Genomic DNA, 16,119 nt, shown 5'->3' on the forward strand with positions numbered 1-16,119 from the left:
TAAGTGCTCCTTTCTCGTCATCCAAGTAGCTCATAGAAACGAAAAAACTTACTTGACAAACTCCGCCAGCCCCCTTATCATGAAACTGAAGCTATTTATTTATCTTCTCTGTACAGATTAAATGACAAAAAAACTCACGTATCTGGCGTCTCATGTTTAATTTTTTGCACTATGTGCACCTTATGTCTTTATAAAATTTCTAGGTTTTGACCTAACATAAGCTAAAATGCGCTTATAAAGCATTTAAAACATAAAAAAACGCCAACTTAAAAAATGGATAGTGAATAATTAGCTACCCTAGGGTTTCTTTTGTCTTTTTTTCTGTTTAGTAAATTTCTTAAACATTTATGACTAAAGGTTAGTTGCATTAAAAAGCAGCTAAATCGCGGTTATTAAGCGTTTAGAATAAAAAAACGCCATACTTGAAAGTATAATGTAAGTAATTAGCCAACCACGGGGCTTCTTTTGCCTTTTTTTTCGCTTAGTAAATTTCTTAATGTTTATAGCTAAACGACAACCGTCATCCCGCTACGTGTTAGCGGGATCTATGTTAAGGTATGACAGTTAAGTAGGGGATCTATGTTAAGAGATACCGCGAATGAATCGCGGTATGACGGTTCGCGGCGGCATAGTAATTCGTCATCCCGCTACGTGTTAGCGGGATCTCTTGTTAGCGCCGCGGCGGTATGACGTCTTGCTTGCAACCTATAGCTTTGTCATTCCAGTGCTCCTTTTTTTGTCATCCCAGTGCCTTGACTATTTGGATCCAGGAAACTTAGCTTCGAGTCAAGTAGGCTGCAAATAAAAACTGGATTCCAGCGTCACGGGCTGGAATGACACCCTGACAATTGTCATCCCGCTACGTGTTAGCGGGATCTATGTTAAGAGATACCGCGGCGGTATGACGTATAGAAACTAAAAAAGTTCTTTTTTAAAAAACTTAAGTTATACTTATAAGTATTTGATACTTTTTATAGTGATTATGTCGAGTTTAAGCTGCCTTTATGGTGATAATGCAGAATTTGTGGAAGAAATGTATAGCCGTTATTTGCAGGGTGATAAATCAATCGGGGAGGATTGGTATAGAATTTTTTCAAGCAATTTAGAAGTTAATAAAGCGGAGACCTGCGGTGCACAACATGTAACTAAGGTGGATGATTCAGTTTCTAGTTCAGCAAATTTTTTCAGATCTTACGGTCATTTTTTTGCGGATCTTAATCCGTTATCACCCAATGTGAATAAGGAAGTAGATTATCAAAAATACTCGAATCTATCTCCGGCAAGTGACGCTGGAATCTATAGAGATATTTACTGCAAGAACATCGGTTTTGAATTTATGCATATCTCCTCTTATGAGGAGAGGATGTGGCTGCAGGAAAAGATCGAAAATCAAACCTATACGCTGAGTTCACAAGATAAAAAGGAAATACTGAGGCACTTGATCGAATCTGAGATGTTCGAGCAATTTCTCCATATGAAATTTCCTGGATATAAACGTTTTTCTATCGAAGGTGGGGAATCAGCTATCGTTGCAATTGAGAGAATCATTAGTGATTCTGCAGCTTTTAGTATTGAAGAAATAGTTCTTGGCATGGCTCACCGCGGACGACTCAATATTCTAACCAAAGTTATGGGCAAAGAATATGCGGCAATGCTATCTGAATTTCAAGGCAATCTTGCATATCCAGGTGGTCTTGAGGTGTCCGGTGATGTTAAATATCACCTTGGTTACTCTTCTGATCAAACACTTGCCGGTGGTAAGAAAATACATTTAAGTTTATGCCCTAATCCATCTCACCTTGAAGCGGTAAATCCGGTTTTGGCTGGAAGAATAAGAGCAAAACAGAATATAAAATCTGTGCTTGGCATATCAATTCATGGTGATGCGGCTTTCATCGGCCAAGGAGTGGTTGCTGAAACTCTAACCTTAAGCAATATTGAAGGTTATAAGGTAGATGGCATTGTGCACATTGTTATTAATAACCAAGTTGGTTTTACTGCTAATCCGTGTTGTGCGCGATCCTCTTTTTACTGTACTGATATAGCAAAATCAATAGAAGCTCCAGTGTTTCACGTCAATGGAGATAACCCGGAAGCTGTGAGTTTTGCTACAAGTCTGGCGATGGAATATAGGCAGAAATTTAAAAAGGACGTAGTAATTGACATAATGTGCTACCGCAAATATGGCCATAATGAAGGTGATGAACCGAATTTCACTCAGCCACTTATGTATAAGGCGATATCAAAGCATAAAACTCCTGGAACATTGTATGAAGAAAAATTGACTGCAGAGAAAGTATTAGATGGCGATGAAGTAAATAAATTGTGCAGTGAATTCAGGGCAAAATTAGATAAAAGTCTTGCTGAATCAGCGGCTTACACTCCAAAAAAAGCTGACTGGTTCGGTGGAGTGTGGTCAAAATTAAGAAGAGCAAAGCTGAACGATTTGAGCGAATACTACACGGATTCTGGTGTTCCGCCAGATGAGCTGAAAAAATTAGGTGTGCGTATAAATAGCAATATCCCAAGTAACTTTAACATTAACAATAAGGTTAGAAAAATACTCGATGGCAGAATAGACAGCATAAATTTTGGTAGTAATATAGACTGGGCAACTGCCGAAAGTCTTGCGTTTGCGTCACTGCTCACAGAAGGAATAGGAGTGCGCTTATCAGGCCAAGACTCTGGTCGTGGCACTTTTTCGCACCGTCATTCAAGGCTTGTTGATCAGGTAACAGAAGAAGCATTTATTCCGCTAAACAATATAAATGAAAAGCAAGCTCACTTTGAGGTCATAGATAGCGCTTTATCAGAGTATGCTGTAATGGGCTTTGAATATGGATATAGCCTTGATTCCCCATATTCACTGGTGCTCTGGGAAGGACAATTTGGTGATTTTGCAAATGGTGCACAAATTATGATCGACCAGTTTATTGCATCTGCAGAAACAAAGTGGTTGCGATCAAGCGGTCTAGTTTTGTTGCTGCCTCATGGTTATGAAGGACAGGGACCTGAGCATAGCTCCGCACGTATAGAGAGATTTTTGCAACTCTGCGCAGAGGATAATATGCAGGTAGTTAATTGTTCCACTCCGGCGAATTACTTCCATGTCTTACGCAGACAAATGCATAGAGACTTTCGCAAGCCTTTAGTAGTGTTTACACCTAAATCACTACTGCGTCATAAAAGAGCAGTTTCTAACCTATCCGATTTTGAAGGAAAATTCCTCACGGTAATCCCAGAATATAGAACAGATTTGGTTTTAAATGATAAAATACGTAAAGTTGTAATATGCAGTGGTAAAGTTTACTACGACATAATTGAAGTATGTGAAGCACAAAAAATAAACGATATAGCAGTAATACGTTTGGAGCAATTCTATCCGTTTCCGGCCGATAAACTAAGCAGTGAACTTGAGAAATACGAGAACGCTGAAATTATATGGTGTCAAGAAGAACCAAAAAATATGGGAGGATGGTTTTTTGTCAACCCATTGATAGAAGAAGTGTTATCCAATCTCAATATTCAAGCAAAAAGACCTAAGTGTATCGCAAGACCTGCTGCTGCATCTCCTGCATGTGGTTATGTTAGTGTTCACACTCAGCAACAAGAGGAGATTTTAAGACAGATCGCTTAGTATTTACAGTTATTGAAGCAGAAGTGGTGCTATAAAAGTAGCTGACACTTGAATCCGGTTGCATCACGCGCTGCGGCCAGGCGCAATAGAAAACGCATTACACCAATAAAGCCCTTTTGGTACTCAAGCAAATATAAAAGATTTTTATTCTATTAAAAAAAATATAATTTTTATTAAAATTTTCATTTATTTTTATTTAAAAAGTAAACATTATTAATATTTACTTTAACTAATATAGGATATATATGAATACAAAAATATTTGAGATGTTAATAAGGAGAACTGGTCTACGCAGAGATAGCAAAGCTGAGATCATACAGTTAAATAGAAATGAAAAAGCTTTCATAGATGAGGATAAAGAATCTATCGAATTAGCTGAGGCCATTTTTGAAGAGAATAATATGTTTCATTTCCGCAAACCAGGTCCTGCTATGGATTACATTTTGCACAAATTAATAAATGATAGGAAGCTTTTCGAGGAAATGAAAGATAGAGGTACAAGTATAATACGTCTTTTTTCTTTGTTATCAATGTATCATAGTCTTCCCAAGTGCTGTGTTGTGAGAAGAAGAGGGCGTATTACTGAGTGTGGAATATTTGCTTATGCTGACAACTGTTTAGAACTAGTACCTTTAGAGGACTTTATACTTATTGAGCCTTCCTCGTACCTCGAGTACATTGTGTTTGACAATGAGAATATCAGAAATAGGTTAGCTGAAGACTTAACTGAAGATAAAACAAAATTAGATATCTTTTTGAATGGAATTTTAGCAACAAAGAATTCGGATTTAGTATTATCTTGTATTAGAGGTTGTCCGGAAACTAGTAAATTCAAGCATATTCCCTCTTTAACATAACCCTACTCATAGCTAGGTATATGAAATTCTCAGTGGATGTTGTGAGTAAATCATACTCCTTCGATAGCCTTCTATTCCTATTAACCCAAGCAAAAGTCCTTTCTACAACCCATCTTCTTGGCTGTACTTTAAACCCTTGTTCTCTTGTTGGTAGTAGCTCAGGTGGCGTATCTTTGTGCACCCAAAATCTACATGGAGGCCTTTTAACAATTTCAATATCTATGTCATATTCTTCCTTTATGTGATTCTTTAAATTTCTTCCTTGGTATCCCATGTCAGCCCACATTTTTTTAACTTTAGTATATTTTGTTCTCATATTGTTTAATGCTATTTTAATACCATCTCTATCATTTTCGTTAGCAGCACCTACGTAACAACCTAGTATAAAACCCTGAGTGTCTGTAATTATATGCCTTTTTCTACTCTTTACTTTTTTACTTCCATCATAGCCTTTGATCCCCCCTTTTCTGTAGTCTTTACAGATTGACTATCTACTATACAGGCACTCGGCTGCTCATTCCTTCCTATTTTTCTTCTACTATATTTTGTAATTTCATAATTCATTTTCTCAAAAATTCCCTGCTTCTTCCATTGCCTGAACTGCTCATACACAGTCTTCCATAGCGGAAAATCATTTGGTAAATACCGCCATTGACACCCTGTACGCAATACATAGAAAATTGCTTCTAATATTTCTCTTTTGCTATACTTTGGCGGCCTTCCTCCTTTCTTGTATGATACTCTGAAGTGTTTTTCTATTCTTGCCCATTCCCTTTCGCTTAGATCTGTTGGATACTTTTTTCTCATCTTTACCCCGTACTAAAATTTCAGATATTATAGCCTTTTACTTGTTTCCGGACAACCTCTAATGGTAATTTCTACACTTTGTGGAATTTTATAATATATAATAAACACAATTAAAACTATTACAACTTGAACACTTATGATCCCATTGTTCTAGTTCCCTGTTACAATTTTTACATTTCCAGCCTGGATCAGGCAAAGCTTCTGAGCCCATCTTGTTTAGCCAATAAATTACCTTGTCGTGTTCTTGCAATGTAACCTTGAGTTGTATTACAATAAAGTAGATTGACATGTAATTAGCTTTTTTCATAGCAGTGTCTAAATATTGACTTGCAAGATCATATTTACCTGAACTCATTGAGGACAAAGCAAGTAAACAGTAACTAAAATAATAATCAGGGCGTAAGTTGTATAGTCTTTCAGCACCTTTACTATTTAAATTGATGTACATTTTAGCTGACTGAGGAGTAGGATTTACTGTATACTCTGCCTCTAGCACTGCAGAAGCTTTTCTGATTTTTCCAAGTTTAATATATAATTCTGCCTTTAAATAATTGATGGGCTGAAAAATTGCACTATAACGTTGTGCTCTAAATAAAGACTTTATAGCCTCCTTAAAATTTCCTTTACTTTCATATTGCTTTGCTAAAGCGCAATAAAACACTGCAAACATTTCTTTATGATCAAAGGGGAGAAAAATATTGGACTTAACTGCTTCCTTCAACCTCAAAATTGCATTAATCCAATCTTCTTTCAATATGCAATGCTCTATTTGAAAGGGAATAGATAGCATTTTATCGTTAATTGAACTAGAGCAATATTCTATAAATTTTTGAAAGACTACTTTTTCTTGTTTGAGGTGGACAATCAGCTTATTGGCTAGAAGTAGAGCTAAGTTACGATTTTTATTTGCAATATTTGTTAAACCGTTACTGAAAAAGCTGTAATTTCCCGTCTTACCTGAGTTAAAGAGCTTTATTAAAGACAACCTATCGCTCTCCTCACTCAGACTTTTAACTAGCTTTTGGGCATTCTCTATATTGTCTAAGTCTATGCTAAAGAAAGCTTCAAAGAGAAGCAATTCTTCCCTATCCCTTCTTCTATTTCTTATGTTGGCAAATGTTGATGAAATGGAGGAAAAAAAGCGTACAAGTGTAATTAATAAAAATAATAAAACTACACAAGTAAAAATAATGAAATATAGATCAATACTTATAGTGTAATTGCCTAATTCCAATTTTATTACTTCACCACTTACCTTGACCCATATACCAAATAAAAACGAAAAAGCGAAAATTATAAAATAAATCATGAGATATATTGTAATAAGTGATGATATATTGTTGAAATATTCTTAGAAGCTACAATAAAACCATTCAATTTATTCAGCCATGGCTTGAATTCTGAATGCGTTAAATTGCTTACTGTAACAGTTATATTTTGCCAATCATTATCATTTATTGACTCCTCAATTTCTGCGAATTTTACTCTTAATGGATCATTTCGGTCGTCTACCTTTATCCAGTTTGAAATGATTTTTTTAGACAATGTACTTTTGTTGTAATCGATAGTATCAATAGTTTTTTCAAAAGATAACTTCAATTCGTGTAAGGTATTTATCTCTTTCAAATTTTCTAATTCATCTACTGCATTTTCTATCTCTGGATCGTCAAGCTCTGATATCAAAGGCTTTATTGAATTTATATGGTTATCAAATTTTGCTTCTCGCAATAACGAATTCTTCATTTTAACCACAAGTAATAGCAATTTTGCAAGGTTCTTACATCTTGAGTTATTATCACCTTGCTCACATTGAGTATGCTGACTTCTCTTGAGGTCAAATATCTTTTTTTCTATTCTAGATTGATTAACTTCAAGCAACATTCTAAATTCATCCATGTTTTCCGTTAAAGCTTTCACATTGTTTTCACTCTCTTGCTGATTTATTTTTAAAAAGATTATGTTATTTATTGTGATGTAACCGGTAAATAACAATACAATTAAGAACCAACCTATGTACTTTTGCTGAGTATCATTCATAACGTAGTATCTCCGCAGGGTCTTGTGCAGCTGCCTGCAACGCAGGAGCAATTGTCGCTAAAAATGATAAGAGTAACGCAAGTGCAGAAATATTTACTACGTCTTGGGGTACTAATATCACTGGCAAACTTGAAAAAAAGTATATCATAGGATCAAACAGCTTGACGTTAGTAATGTTTTCTAAAAACACTCTAATGCTTTCGATATTGAGAGAAAAAACGACACCTATAATACAGCCAAGACAAGTTCCCGTAAAACCGATTAATAGACCACAAGCGCAAAATATACGCATAATGCTTCCACTTGTTGCACCAAATGTACGCATAATTGCAATCGCGGATTTCTTTTCTTGCACTATCATCATTAAATTTGAGATAATATTAAACGCTGCTACAACTATAATCAAAGTGAGAATTAAAAACATCACATTTCTTTCAGTTTTTAAAGCACTAAAATAATGGCTTTGCTGTGATTGCCAACTTTCAGCTTCCATTCCTATTTCTTTTTCTATAGCATCTGCCAGCTTATCAGCTCTAGTAACGTCGTCTACAAGTACTTCTATATTTTTTATGCTATTTTTATAATTAAAAAAGGCTTGTGCTGATTTTAGAGGCATATATATCAAGGTATTATCATACTCAAACATACCCATATCAAATATTGCTATAACTTTATATTTTTTCATTCGCGGCATTTCACCAAGTAATGCATCAAATTCTTCAGATGATATAAACGTAATTTCGTCGCCATAGTCAATGTTCAAAACTTCTGCTAAGCGTGCTCCTATTATTATCCCTTCATCAAATTTTTTTACATCACCTATAATTACATTATTTGTAACGGCAGTACTATCAAGCAAATCTTTAGTTGACACACCTCGCACTACGCTACCTGCAATTTTACCATTTGCTACAATAATAACTTGATCATTGGTCATAGGAGTAGCTTTTAATATACCAGGAATTCTCTCAATAGATTTTGAAACTGCGTAGTAATCTGAATTTATGTTCCTATCAAAATAAACGTTAATATGGCCATCAATGCCAAGTATTGAGTCAAGCAACTTTGCTCTGAATCCGTTCATCACAGACATCACCACTATTAGTGTTGCAACTCCAAGGGCAATGCCGATAATAGAGAACAAAGTCATTATAGAGCAAAATCTGGCATTTCTTGCTCGCAAATAGCAAGCAGCCATAGTAATTTCAAAGGCAATGGACATTACAAAATATTTTGAGGTTAGACATTATATTTTTGAAACTTCGTATAATTGTAGACTTTTCTTTATTTAAAAACTAGAGATTTTTGCTTCCTTAAATTTAGCAGACTTATAGAGTATCTTTAACATTAGAATTTCAAAATCTTCCATATACATCATCCAACCTCACTATATCATTATCAGATAAATGCTCTCCTATCTGAAATTCAACTATTTCAAGTGGAGAGCTTGTGCTTTTATAACATAGAAAAAATCAAGAATATTATTGGGTTTATTCAATAAGTTATAATTCTTTCCTTCCATAATTTTCAAATTGTACAACTAGTTGCTTTACATTTACATCTGTGAGAAGAGCATTTTTGCTAACATGAGGTCTCGGATCAGATTTTGCTGATAAGGGATTCATCTGAGATATTTCATCCCTCATTGGAAATAAGCGAGATTGGGAAGCAACTTTTGGTGATGGCCTAGTTTTTTTCTCCACATCTATATTCACTTGTGCAACAGGAGGGGTCCTGCTTTCAATAGTTTGCGCATTAGGACTTTCTTTTGCTTGATTTTGTTTGAATTTTTTTCTTATCTCTTGTACTTTAATATCGATATTATAATTAATTTCTTTTTCCATAGAAGATACTACCATTTCTAGCTTTGTGCTTGATTTTTGATCAGTATGACCTAACTTTTTAAGTTTTAGTGGTAATTCAGGTTTATCTTTAGTTGATTTAGGAACAGTTCCTACTACTTTTGGTTTTTGTCTAACTTCTTGACCAGCAGTAAACATTTTTTTTGGCAATGGGGGTGCTATTGATGGTTTTGGCAATATTGGAGGTTTAGATTGTTGTTTTTGTTTAAGTTCTCTTTTTGCTTCCATATGTTCTTTAGGAACTGTTACATAAATTAGCTCTTCTCTAGGCGATTTTGAACTTTGTGAATTTTCTGTTAAAATTTTACTCTTCTTCTCTTGATAATTTGATATCTCTTTGTATCCAGGCTTTTCATCTAATGAATTTCCATGGCCTGAATCATTATAATTAACTTCTACTTGTCTATCTTCTTTTAGAAAACTGCGTTCTGGCTTTTCTGGAGCTATTGCAATATTTCCTCTTTCAACTTGCTCCAAACCTGAAATTTTACGATAAGCCTCTAGATATTCAAAGATTGTCATTGAAGTAGGAGGAGGTAATTTATCAATAAAACTACTTATATTCTTAACTGGAACATTTCTTCCCGAGATTCTATTCAATATTTCCTTTAATATCTTAAGACCTGATGGCTTTCCATTCATCGATTTTACATAATCAATTGAGTCACTACGTATAACAAACTTAGCTACATCTTCTGCCTTATCTGTAAAACGCTTTAATGCCTGAGATAAATCCCTTACCGTTTTATTATAATGTCTAATAGTTACTAACTCATCTCTTGCTTTTATAGCTTCTTTAAGGAAACCGAGATTTTCTCTATAATTGTCACTTTTAAATGGATCCTTCATATTAATTACAACTCATTATTTATTAAAATATGGGTATAGGTTTAAAATATTAAGATTTAGTAAATATTATTTTTTACATAAAGCAGCTATACCCATATTATAAATTGCCAACAAATGCATTTATGGCGTTACCATATTCTTCCATATACATCATCCAATCTCACTATATCATTATCAGATAAATGCTCTCCTATCTGAAATTCAACTATTTCAAGTGGAAAGCTTGTGCTTCTATTTTCAATCCTATGGGAAACTTCCCTTGGGATTTCTATCATATGGTCCTTTGCTATAGCATATTCTTTGTCTTCTAAACTAACATATCCAACTCCTGATAGCACTATATGGTATTCATCTCTATAGTGATGGAATTGCTTAGAAGTGCAGCTTAATGGATTGATAAAAAGATATTTTATAAGAAAATTTTCGCTCATTAAAATTATACTATAAAATCCCTATGGTTTAACTTCTTTCCTTATCACCTTTACTTTCTTAACTTTATGAATAAATGAAATTAGACTTTTGTTTGGTTGCTTACAAGCTCCACTCAATAAATTTTTATTACTTTCTGTCGTTGAAACTGGTTCTTTTTCTCTAATCACATGCTGAAATGATGCCGGTTCTTTACTAAACTTCTCACTCAATTCTAAAACTGAATTCCAAGTTCCAACATCCAACCAATCGAAATTAGCTTCTATCATTGCAACGTTTTTTGCTTTCTCCATCACCAAGTAATCAATGGATATGCCTTCAATTCCTGCAAAATCTCGTTGTTTTAAATACAGAAATCTCTCTTGCGGTGTGAAATATTTAAAACATAAATTGTAAAGATTCGGGGCAGATTTTTTAATCTCATCTATGTAGCGTTTTGCTTTAAACACAAATATTCCAGAGTTCCAATAATGATCGTTACTTAACTTACGCTCGGGCTTTTCTGTAAAATCTTTCACTATATGACATTTTTCTTTCTGATCATATACTGCATTTATATAGCCGTATTCAGAATTGAATTCATGAGGCTTAACCCCAAAAGTGACTATAGAGTTAGTTTCAGAGGCTAACTTAGACGCTTTTTGAGTAGAAGCATAAAAACTATTCAAATCACCTATAAAATGGTCTGAAGGCAGAATTAACATTGTCTCGTTTTCATTGCAGAGAAGTGCAGCAATTAATATTGCCGCTGCTGTTCCAATTTTCACTGGTTCGAAAATCACTTTATATTCTTGCAGTGCATGCAATTCCTCCATCACTAATGACTCGTACTGTATATTTGTAGCAATTATGGGCGGCATATAATCGCTTTTTAGCCTCAACAAAGTGTTGTGAAACATAGTGTTCTGACTAAATATTTTCTGAAATTGCTTTGGCTTAGATAAAGGCCAAAGTCTGCTACCACTACCACCACACAATATTACAGGGCGCATTTAGTTAAGATATTAATTAAATAATTAATATCTTATACTGAGGGCAAAATACATGCAAGTTTTTGTTGTGGAATAGTTAATAAAGAAAGTAAATGTTGATTTAAAGTAATTGCTAATGAGAGTGATCATGTGTAGCGCCTTGCCCTTGCTGTGAATTTCTTCTATTTTGTAATTCCTCAACATGACCTTTTCTTTTATCACTTAATATTTCATTACCCTTATTTTGTTCTTCCTCAGGACTCTTTAGTATTTCATTACTCTTGCTAACTTCTTTATCATCCCCTTGTTTCTTTGGCCTTCTAGCGTTAAGCTCATCCCATGTGCCCACTAGTGAATCACGATTCCCATGATCCGGCTTTAGCCTTTCTTCACCTTTAATAACATTAAAGTCACTTTTTGCTTCTTCCAAACATCCTTTCAGTTGGTGTTTCCACATGGTGTAGTAAGCATCACCATATTTTTTCTCATTTGCTACAAACAATAAAATTGGAGCCTTAAGTATGGTAGCTCCCATATCCACTAAATTTTTTACTGCCATTGCAGGAGTAAATAAAAGATAACCAAAAGACTTTGCAATTGGGTTTTGTTCGCTTATTAAATGCTCCCCTAACTTTATAGAAAGAGAAGTCAACAATTTAGTACAAACTTTAGCTAAACTTGTAGCAAAAACGATAGGAACAGATATAAGACTTTTATCTAGCTCTAGATTACCATTCTGATCTCTAATTTCTGAAAAATGGGTGCTTAGCTTCTTGTAATCACTAGTGTATAATAATTCTCCATTTCTTCCTTTTTCATCAACAACTTCCTGAACTTTACCTTCTTTATTTTTTACCTCTTTAGTTAGCACAGAAGAATTAGTTAATTCAAATGGATATTGAGGATCCTTAGTTTTTTCAGCTTCAAAAATTGGCACGTGTTTTTTCAAATCCATTCTCGAAAAGCCTAATGGCTCAAAATATGACTTATGCAACTCATTTATCGGAATTTGCTTACCCTGATTGTCTATATAATTGATAGTAAAATAAGATCTATCATTATCTTTATCTTTGGTAACTAAAGATAATCTGAAACTTGGTTGTTCTCCATTCTCATCTTTTTGACCATACAAAAGTTTATAGGTTGGATTTTTATCTTTATCTAGTATAGCATTTCCATGCATATCCCTGTTTTCTATGATTTTAGCAGACTGTACAATTTGATCATAATTTTTTGGATACTGGCATTTCCTTCCATCATACATCATTACCTTTCTAAGGTCTTCGACGTAAACTTGAGATTCAGGTGAAGTAAGCAGACCTTTTGCTTTAAGTGTAAGATCTATTGCTCCCTTTTTTAATGCTTCAAACATATTGTCAAACCAAAATCGCTATAATGCTATAGTTCAATAATAAAACTAGTACACTAATAATATATTAACACAGCACCGGTGATTTTACAAGAAAATATGCCTGTAGAAGATAAAGATTGTAAAAGCGAGGGTTATATAAGTAATGCTTGATAAGTACTTTATGCATGTAATTGTAAAAATCCTCAAAGGTACGCTGTGTATATAATCTTCGCATACTACCTGCATTCCAAGAACTGCGTGCCAAAAAATGCAAAACAACAATACAACAAAAAATAAAAGCTCTAGAGGGTGATTAATAAATTTTTCACTAAAAGACAAAGAGCTATCAGTATAAAATGTGCAAGAAAATGAATAGATAAACCAAGGAAACAGGAACAGTAAAATTACCGCAGAAACACGCTGAACCCACCAATGATGTACTGAATTTCCAGACTGACTCATATAAACATAAATAAAAAAGCCATAGTAGAAAGAAGTAGCGTTACTGTCAGCAGTATAGCACTCCTTGAAACGCCAGTAATTTCTAAATTAAGCCCAACATCCCACAATAAATGACGAATACCATTAAGAAAATGATATACAAAACTTATAAAACATAAGACATAAGCTAATTTAGCAACAGGAGTGAATAATAATGCATTTAAGTACCTTACTATAAGTAACTCAGGAAAGTAAACATGTAATATGAAATACCAAGAAAGTATCATTAATAAAAGGAATAGCAAGATACCAGTCAATCTATGCATAATAGAGAAAAAACTAGTAACTTGTACTTTATATATTTGTAAATGTGGAGAAAGAGGTCTATCACTCATAAAATTCCGTTATCGGGAAATTAAAATAAAGTAGAAGTAAAGACAGCAGTATAGCACATAACAACACCATCATTAAAAATGGTAAATTATGTGCAAAGCCTAAGGAGGTAATCCAGCTGCAGATTCCCCTACTGCTACCTTGTTACGACTTCACCCCAGTCACCGATCCCACTTTAAATAACTCCCTCCTTGCGGTTAGGTCGTTAGCTTCGAGTGAAACCAATTCCCATGGCGTGACGGGCAGTGTGTACAAGACCCGAGAACGTATTCACCGTGGCGTGCTGATCCACGATTACTAGCGATTCCAACTTCATGCACTCGAGTTGCAGAGTACAATCCGAACTGAGATGGCTTTTAAGGGATTAGCTTAGCCTCGCGACTTTGCAGCCCATTGTAGCCACCATTGTAGCACGTGTGTAGCCCACTCCATAAGGGCCATGATGACTTGACATCATCCCCACCTTCCTCCAGTTTATCACTGGCAGTTTCCTTAAAGTCCCCAGCATTACCTGATGGTAACTAAGGATGAGGGTTGCGCTCGTTGCGGGACTTAACCCAACATCTCACGACACGAGCTGACGACAGCCATGCAACACCTGTGTGAAACCCGGCCGAACCGACCCTATCCCTTCGAATAGGTATAATTTCCATGTCAAGGAGTGGTAAGGTTTTTCGCGTTGCATCGAATTAAACCACATGCTCCACCGCTTGTGCGGGTCCCCGTCAATTCCTTTGAGTTTTAATCTTGCGACCGTAGTCCCCAGGCGGAATGTTTAACGCGTTAGCTGTAATACAGAAAGTAAAACTTCCCATATTTAACATTCATCGTTTACAGCGTGGACTACCAGGGTATCTAATCCTGTTTGCTCCCCACGCCTTCGCGCCTCAGCGTCAGATTTGAACCAGATAGACGCCTTCGCCACTGGTGTTCCTCCTAATATTTACGAATTTCACCTCTACACTAGGAATTCCTCTATCCTCTTTCAATCTCTAGATTAGCAGTTTTAAAAGCAATTCCAAGGTTGAGCCTTGGGATTTCACTTTTAACTTACTAATCCGCCTACGCGCCCTTTACGCCCAATAATTCCGAATAACGCTAGCCCTCTCCGTATTACCGCGGCTGCTGGCACGGAGTTAGCCAGGACTTCTTCTGTGAGTACCGTCATTATCTTCCTCACTAAAAGAGCTTTACAACCCAAAGGCCTTCTTCACTCATGCGGCATGGCTGGATCAGGCTTTCGCCCATTGTCCAATATTCCCCACTGCTGCCTCCCGTAGGAGTCTGGACCGTATCTCAGTTCCAGTGTGGCTGATCATCCTCTCAGATCAGCTATAGATCATTGCCTTGGTAGGCTATTACTCCACCAACTAGCTAATCTAATATAGGCTCATCTAATAGCAATAAATTTTTCCCCCGTAGGGCGTATACGGTATTAGTTGCCGTTTCCAACAATTATTCCGTACTACTAGGTAGATTCCTATACATTACTCACCCGTCTGCCACTAAGTTATACCATAGCAAGCTACAATATAACTCCGTTCGACTTGCATGTGTTAGGCCTGCCGCCAGCGTTCATTCTGAGCCAGGATCAAACTCTCAAATTTAGACTTCAACCTATAAAAGGTTGAGGGTACATCGGATAAATCCGACAAAAAATAATTTAGCTTAATACTGCTGTCTTTATTTCTACTTTAGAAATATTTTAATCTCCAACTATTCAAACAACTTTAAGAATATTATTATGTGATATAATCACTATGTCAATATGTTTTTGCAAATCAAAAGCATTAATGTATAAATATATAACTATTTGGAATATTACCATGAAAAAATACATCTTTCTGCTTGCACTCGCGCCAATGTTAGTTGGCATCACATTATACTTATTGCGCAACATTGATAACACAAAACAATCTATAACTGCAGGTGACAAGTTTTACGAAGTATTATTCTTAAAAAAAGATAATAAGCCGCTGCTAGAAGAAATAGATTCAAATTGGGAGTATTTAGCAAATTTTGAACGCGCATTCAATCATATCTCAGATTCAATGCCAACAGACACAGCATCTATTTATAATGATTTGGCAGATGATAAAGATGCTCCTAATGTTTTGCGTGAGTTAGCACAATATTTAGAAGTAATGAGCTTACTTCACTCCAACGGTGAAAAAATAAATAAAGATAAAATTGATAATTTAGAATCAAGTGCAGTGTATCCTTATTCAAGCCAAGAAGCTATCGCTGTAGTAAAGATACACAATAACGACATTAAAGGTGCAACTGAAGTATTGCGTTCCCTATTAAATGACAGAAAATGCCCTACTCTAATAAAGGCTAATGCACAAGAACTACTCCGGATATATGGGAGTTAACTCATTGGACTTTTTGCATAGCTTTTGGCAGCGCATTGGATGAAACGAAAAACTTCCTTGACAAGCCTCGCCAGCTCCCTTATCATAAAACTGAAGCTATTTATTTATCT

At 35.3% G+C, this 16,119-nt stretch carries 13 protein-coding genes and 1 rRNA gene; 3 read left to right on the plus strand and 11 right to left on the minus strand.

Features of this window, described 5'->3' with window-relative positions; translation table 11 throughout:
- The first annotated feature begins 982 nt into the window (after window positions 1-982).
- Entirely contained in the window at window positions 983-3,637 is a 2,655-nt protein-coding gene (locus tag AAGD76_RS03760) for a 2-oxoglutarate dehydrogenase E1 component (protein ID WP_341820389.1), read from the plus strand.
- A 245-nt stretch (window positions 3,638-3,882) separates the two neighbouring features.
- Entirely contained in the window at window positions 3,883-4,494 is a 612-nt protein-coding gene (locus AAGD76_RS03765; protein ID WP_341820390.1) for a hypothetical protein, read from the plus strand.
- Here the strand turns inward: AAGD76_RS03765 and AAGD76_RS03770 are convergent.
- From AAGD76_RS03770 to AAGD76_RS03820, 11 genes are all read right to left on the minus strand, one after another.
- Window positions 4,469-5,301, minus strand: a protein-coding gene (locus tag AAGD76_RS03770) for an IS5-like element ISWpi1 family transposase (RefSeq protein ID WP_341820157.1) whose coding sequence is annotated in 2 segments (ribosomal slippage) — window positions 4,469-4,932 and window positions 4,932-5,301 — 834 coding nt in all. Because the reading frame shifts where the segments join, the coding sequence is not laid out codon by codon here. The genes AAGD76_RS03765 and AAGD76_RS03770 overlap by 26 nt on opposite strands.
- 88 nt (window positions 5,302-5,389) lie before the next feature.
- Window positions 5,390-6,610, minus strand: a complete 1,221-nt coding sequence (locus tag AAGD76_RS03775) for a hypothetical protein (RefSeq protein WP_007548692.1) — start codon at window positions 6,608-6,610, stop codon at window positions 5,390-5,392.
- Window positions 6,607-7,338 (minus strand): hypothetical protein, encoded by a 732-nt coding sequence (locus AAGD76_RS03780; protein ID WP_038250643.1) that lies wholly within the window; start codon window positions 7,336-7,338, stop codon window positions 6,607-6,609. The genes AAGD76_RS03775 and AAGD76_RS03780 overlap by 4 nt, the downstream gene beginning before the upstream one ends.
- A complete protein-coding gene (locus AAGD76_RS03785) occupies window positions 7,331-8,560 on the minus strand; it encodes a lipoprotein-releasing ABC transporter permease subunit (RefSeq protein ID WP_070357005.1) in 1,230 nt (409 codons plus the stop codon). The genes AAGD76_RS03780 and AAGD76_RS03785 overlap by 8 nt, the downstream gene beginning before the upstream one ends.
- A gap of 280 nt (window positions 8,561-8,840) precedes the next feature.
- Window positions 8,841-10,049 carry a hypothetical protein gene (locus tag AAGD76_RS03790; RefSeq protein WP_070357004.1) on the minus strand — a complete coding sequence of 403 codons (1,209 nt, stop codon included), beginning with the start codon at window positions 10,047-10,049 and terminating at the stop codon, window positions 8,841-8,843.
- Between the two features lie 128 nt (window positions 10,050-10,177).
- Entirely contained in the window at window positions 10,178-10,489 is a 312-nt protein-coding gene (locus tag AAGD76_RS03795; protein WP_341820561.1) for a phosphomannose isomerase type II C-terminal cupin domain, read from the minus strand.
- A gap of 12 nt (window positions 10,490-10,501) precedes the next feature.
- A complete protein-coding gene (locus AAGD76_RS03800) occupies window positions 10,502-11,470 on the minus strand; it encodes a mannose-1-phosphate guanylyltransferase (protein ID WP_341820391.1) in 969 nt (322 codons plus the stop codon).
- Window positions 11,471-11,582: 112 nt separating this feature from the next.
- A complete protein-coding gene (locus AAGD76_RS03805) occupies window positions 11,583-12,821 on the minus strand; it encodes a hypothetical protein (protein ID WP_341820392.1) in 1,239 nt (412 codons plus the stop codon).
- Window positions 12,822-12,905: 84 nt separating this feature from the next.
- Complete coding sequence (sdhD, locus tag AAGD76_RS03810) at window positions 12,906-13,262, minus strand: succinate dehydrogenase, hydrophobic membrane anchor protein (protein WP_010963113.1); 357 nt, start codon at window positions 13,260-13,262, stop codon at window positions 12,906-12,908.
- Window positions 13,259-13,636, minus strand: coding sequence for a succinate dehydrogenase, cytochrome b556 subunit (gene sdhC / locus AAGD76_RS03815; RefSeq protein ID WP_010963112.1), 378 nt, complete (start codon window positions 13,634-13,636; stop codon window positions 13,259-13,261). The genes sdhD and sdhC overlap by 4 nt, the downstream gene beginning before the upstream one ends.
- A 100-nt stretch (window positions 13,637-13,736) precedes the next feature.
- Window positions 13,737-15,241: ribosomal RNA gene (locus tag AAGD76_RS03820) — 16S ribosomal RNA — on the minus strand.
- 153 nt (window positions 15,242-15,394) lie between these two features.
- Between AAGD76_RS03820 and AAGD76_RS03825 the strand changes: the two genes are divergently transcribed.
- Entirely contained in the window at window positions 15,395-16,009 is a 615-nt protein-coding gene (locus AAGD76_RS03825) for a hypothetical protein (RefSeq protein WP_264705839.1), read from the plus strand.
- The last annotated feature ends 110 nt before the right edge of the window (window positions 16,010-16,119 follow it).

The organism is Wolbachia endosymbiont (group A) of Cydia strobilella (assembly GCF_964026745.1).
GTDB classification, from domain to species: domain Bacteria; phylum Pseudomonadota; class Alphaproteobacteria; order Rickettsiales; family Anaplasmataceae; genus Wolbachia; species Wolbachia pipientis.

Coding starts and splice junctions, on each gene's coding strand:
- AAGD76_RS03790 (WP_070357004.1), bottom strand. CDS start 10,049: ATGAAGGATCCATTTAAAAGTGACAATTATAGAGAAAATCTCGGTTTC.
- AAGD76_RS03780 (WP_038250643.1), bottom strand. CDS start 7,338: ATGAATGATACTCAGCAAAAGTACATAGGTTGGTTCTTAATTGTATTG.
- AAGD76_RS03775 (WP_007548692.1), bottom strand. CDS start 6,610: ATGATTTATTTTATAATTTTCGCTTTTTCGTTTTTATTTGGTATATGG.
- AAGD76_RS03760 (WP_341820389.1), top strand. CDS start 983: ATGTCGAGTTTAAGCTGCCTTTATGGTGATAATGCAGAATTTGTGGAA.
- AAGD76_RS03785 (WP_070357005.1), bottom strand. CDS start 8,560: ATGTCCATTGCCTTTGAAATTACTATGGCTGCTTGCTATTTGCGAGCA.
- sdhD (WP_010963113.1), bottom strand. CDS start 13,262: ATGAGTCAGTCTGGAAATTCAGTACATCATTGGTGGGTTCAGCGTGTT.
- AAGD76_RS03805 (WP_341820392.1), bottom strand. CDS start 12,821: ATGTTTGAAGCATTAAAAAAGGGAGCAATAGATCTTACACTTAAAGCA.
- AAGD76_RS03800 (WP_341820391.1), bottom strand. CDS start 11,470: ATGCGCCCTGTAATATTGTGTGGTGGTAGTGGTAGCAGACTTTGGCCT.
- sdhC (WP_010963112.1), bottom strand. CDS start 13,636: ATGAGTGATAGACCTCTTTCTCCACATTTACAAATATATAAAGTACAA.
- AAGD76_RS03825 (WP_264705839.1), top strand. CDS start 15,395: ATGTCAATATGTTTTTGCAAATCAAAAGCATTAATGTATAAATATATA.
- AAGD76_RS03765 (WP_341820390.1), top strand. CDS start 3,883: ATGAATACAAAAATATTTGAGATGTTAATAAGGAGAACTGGTCTACGC.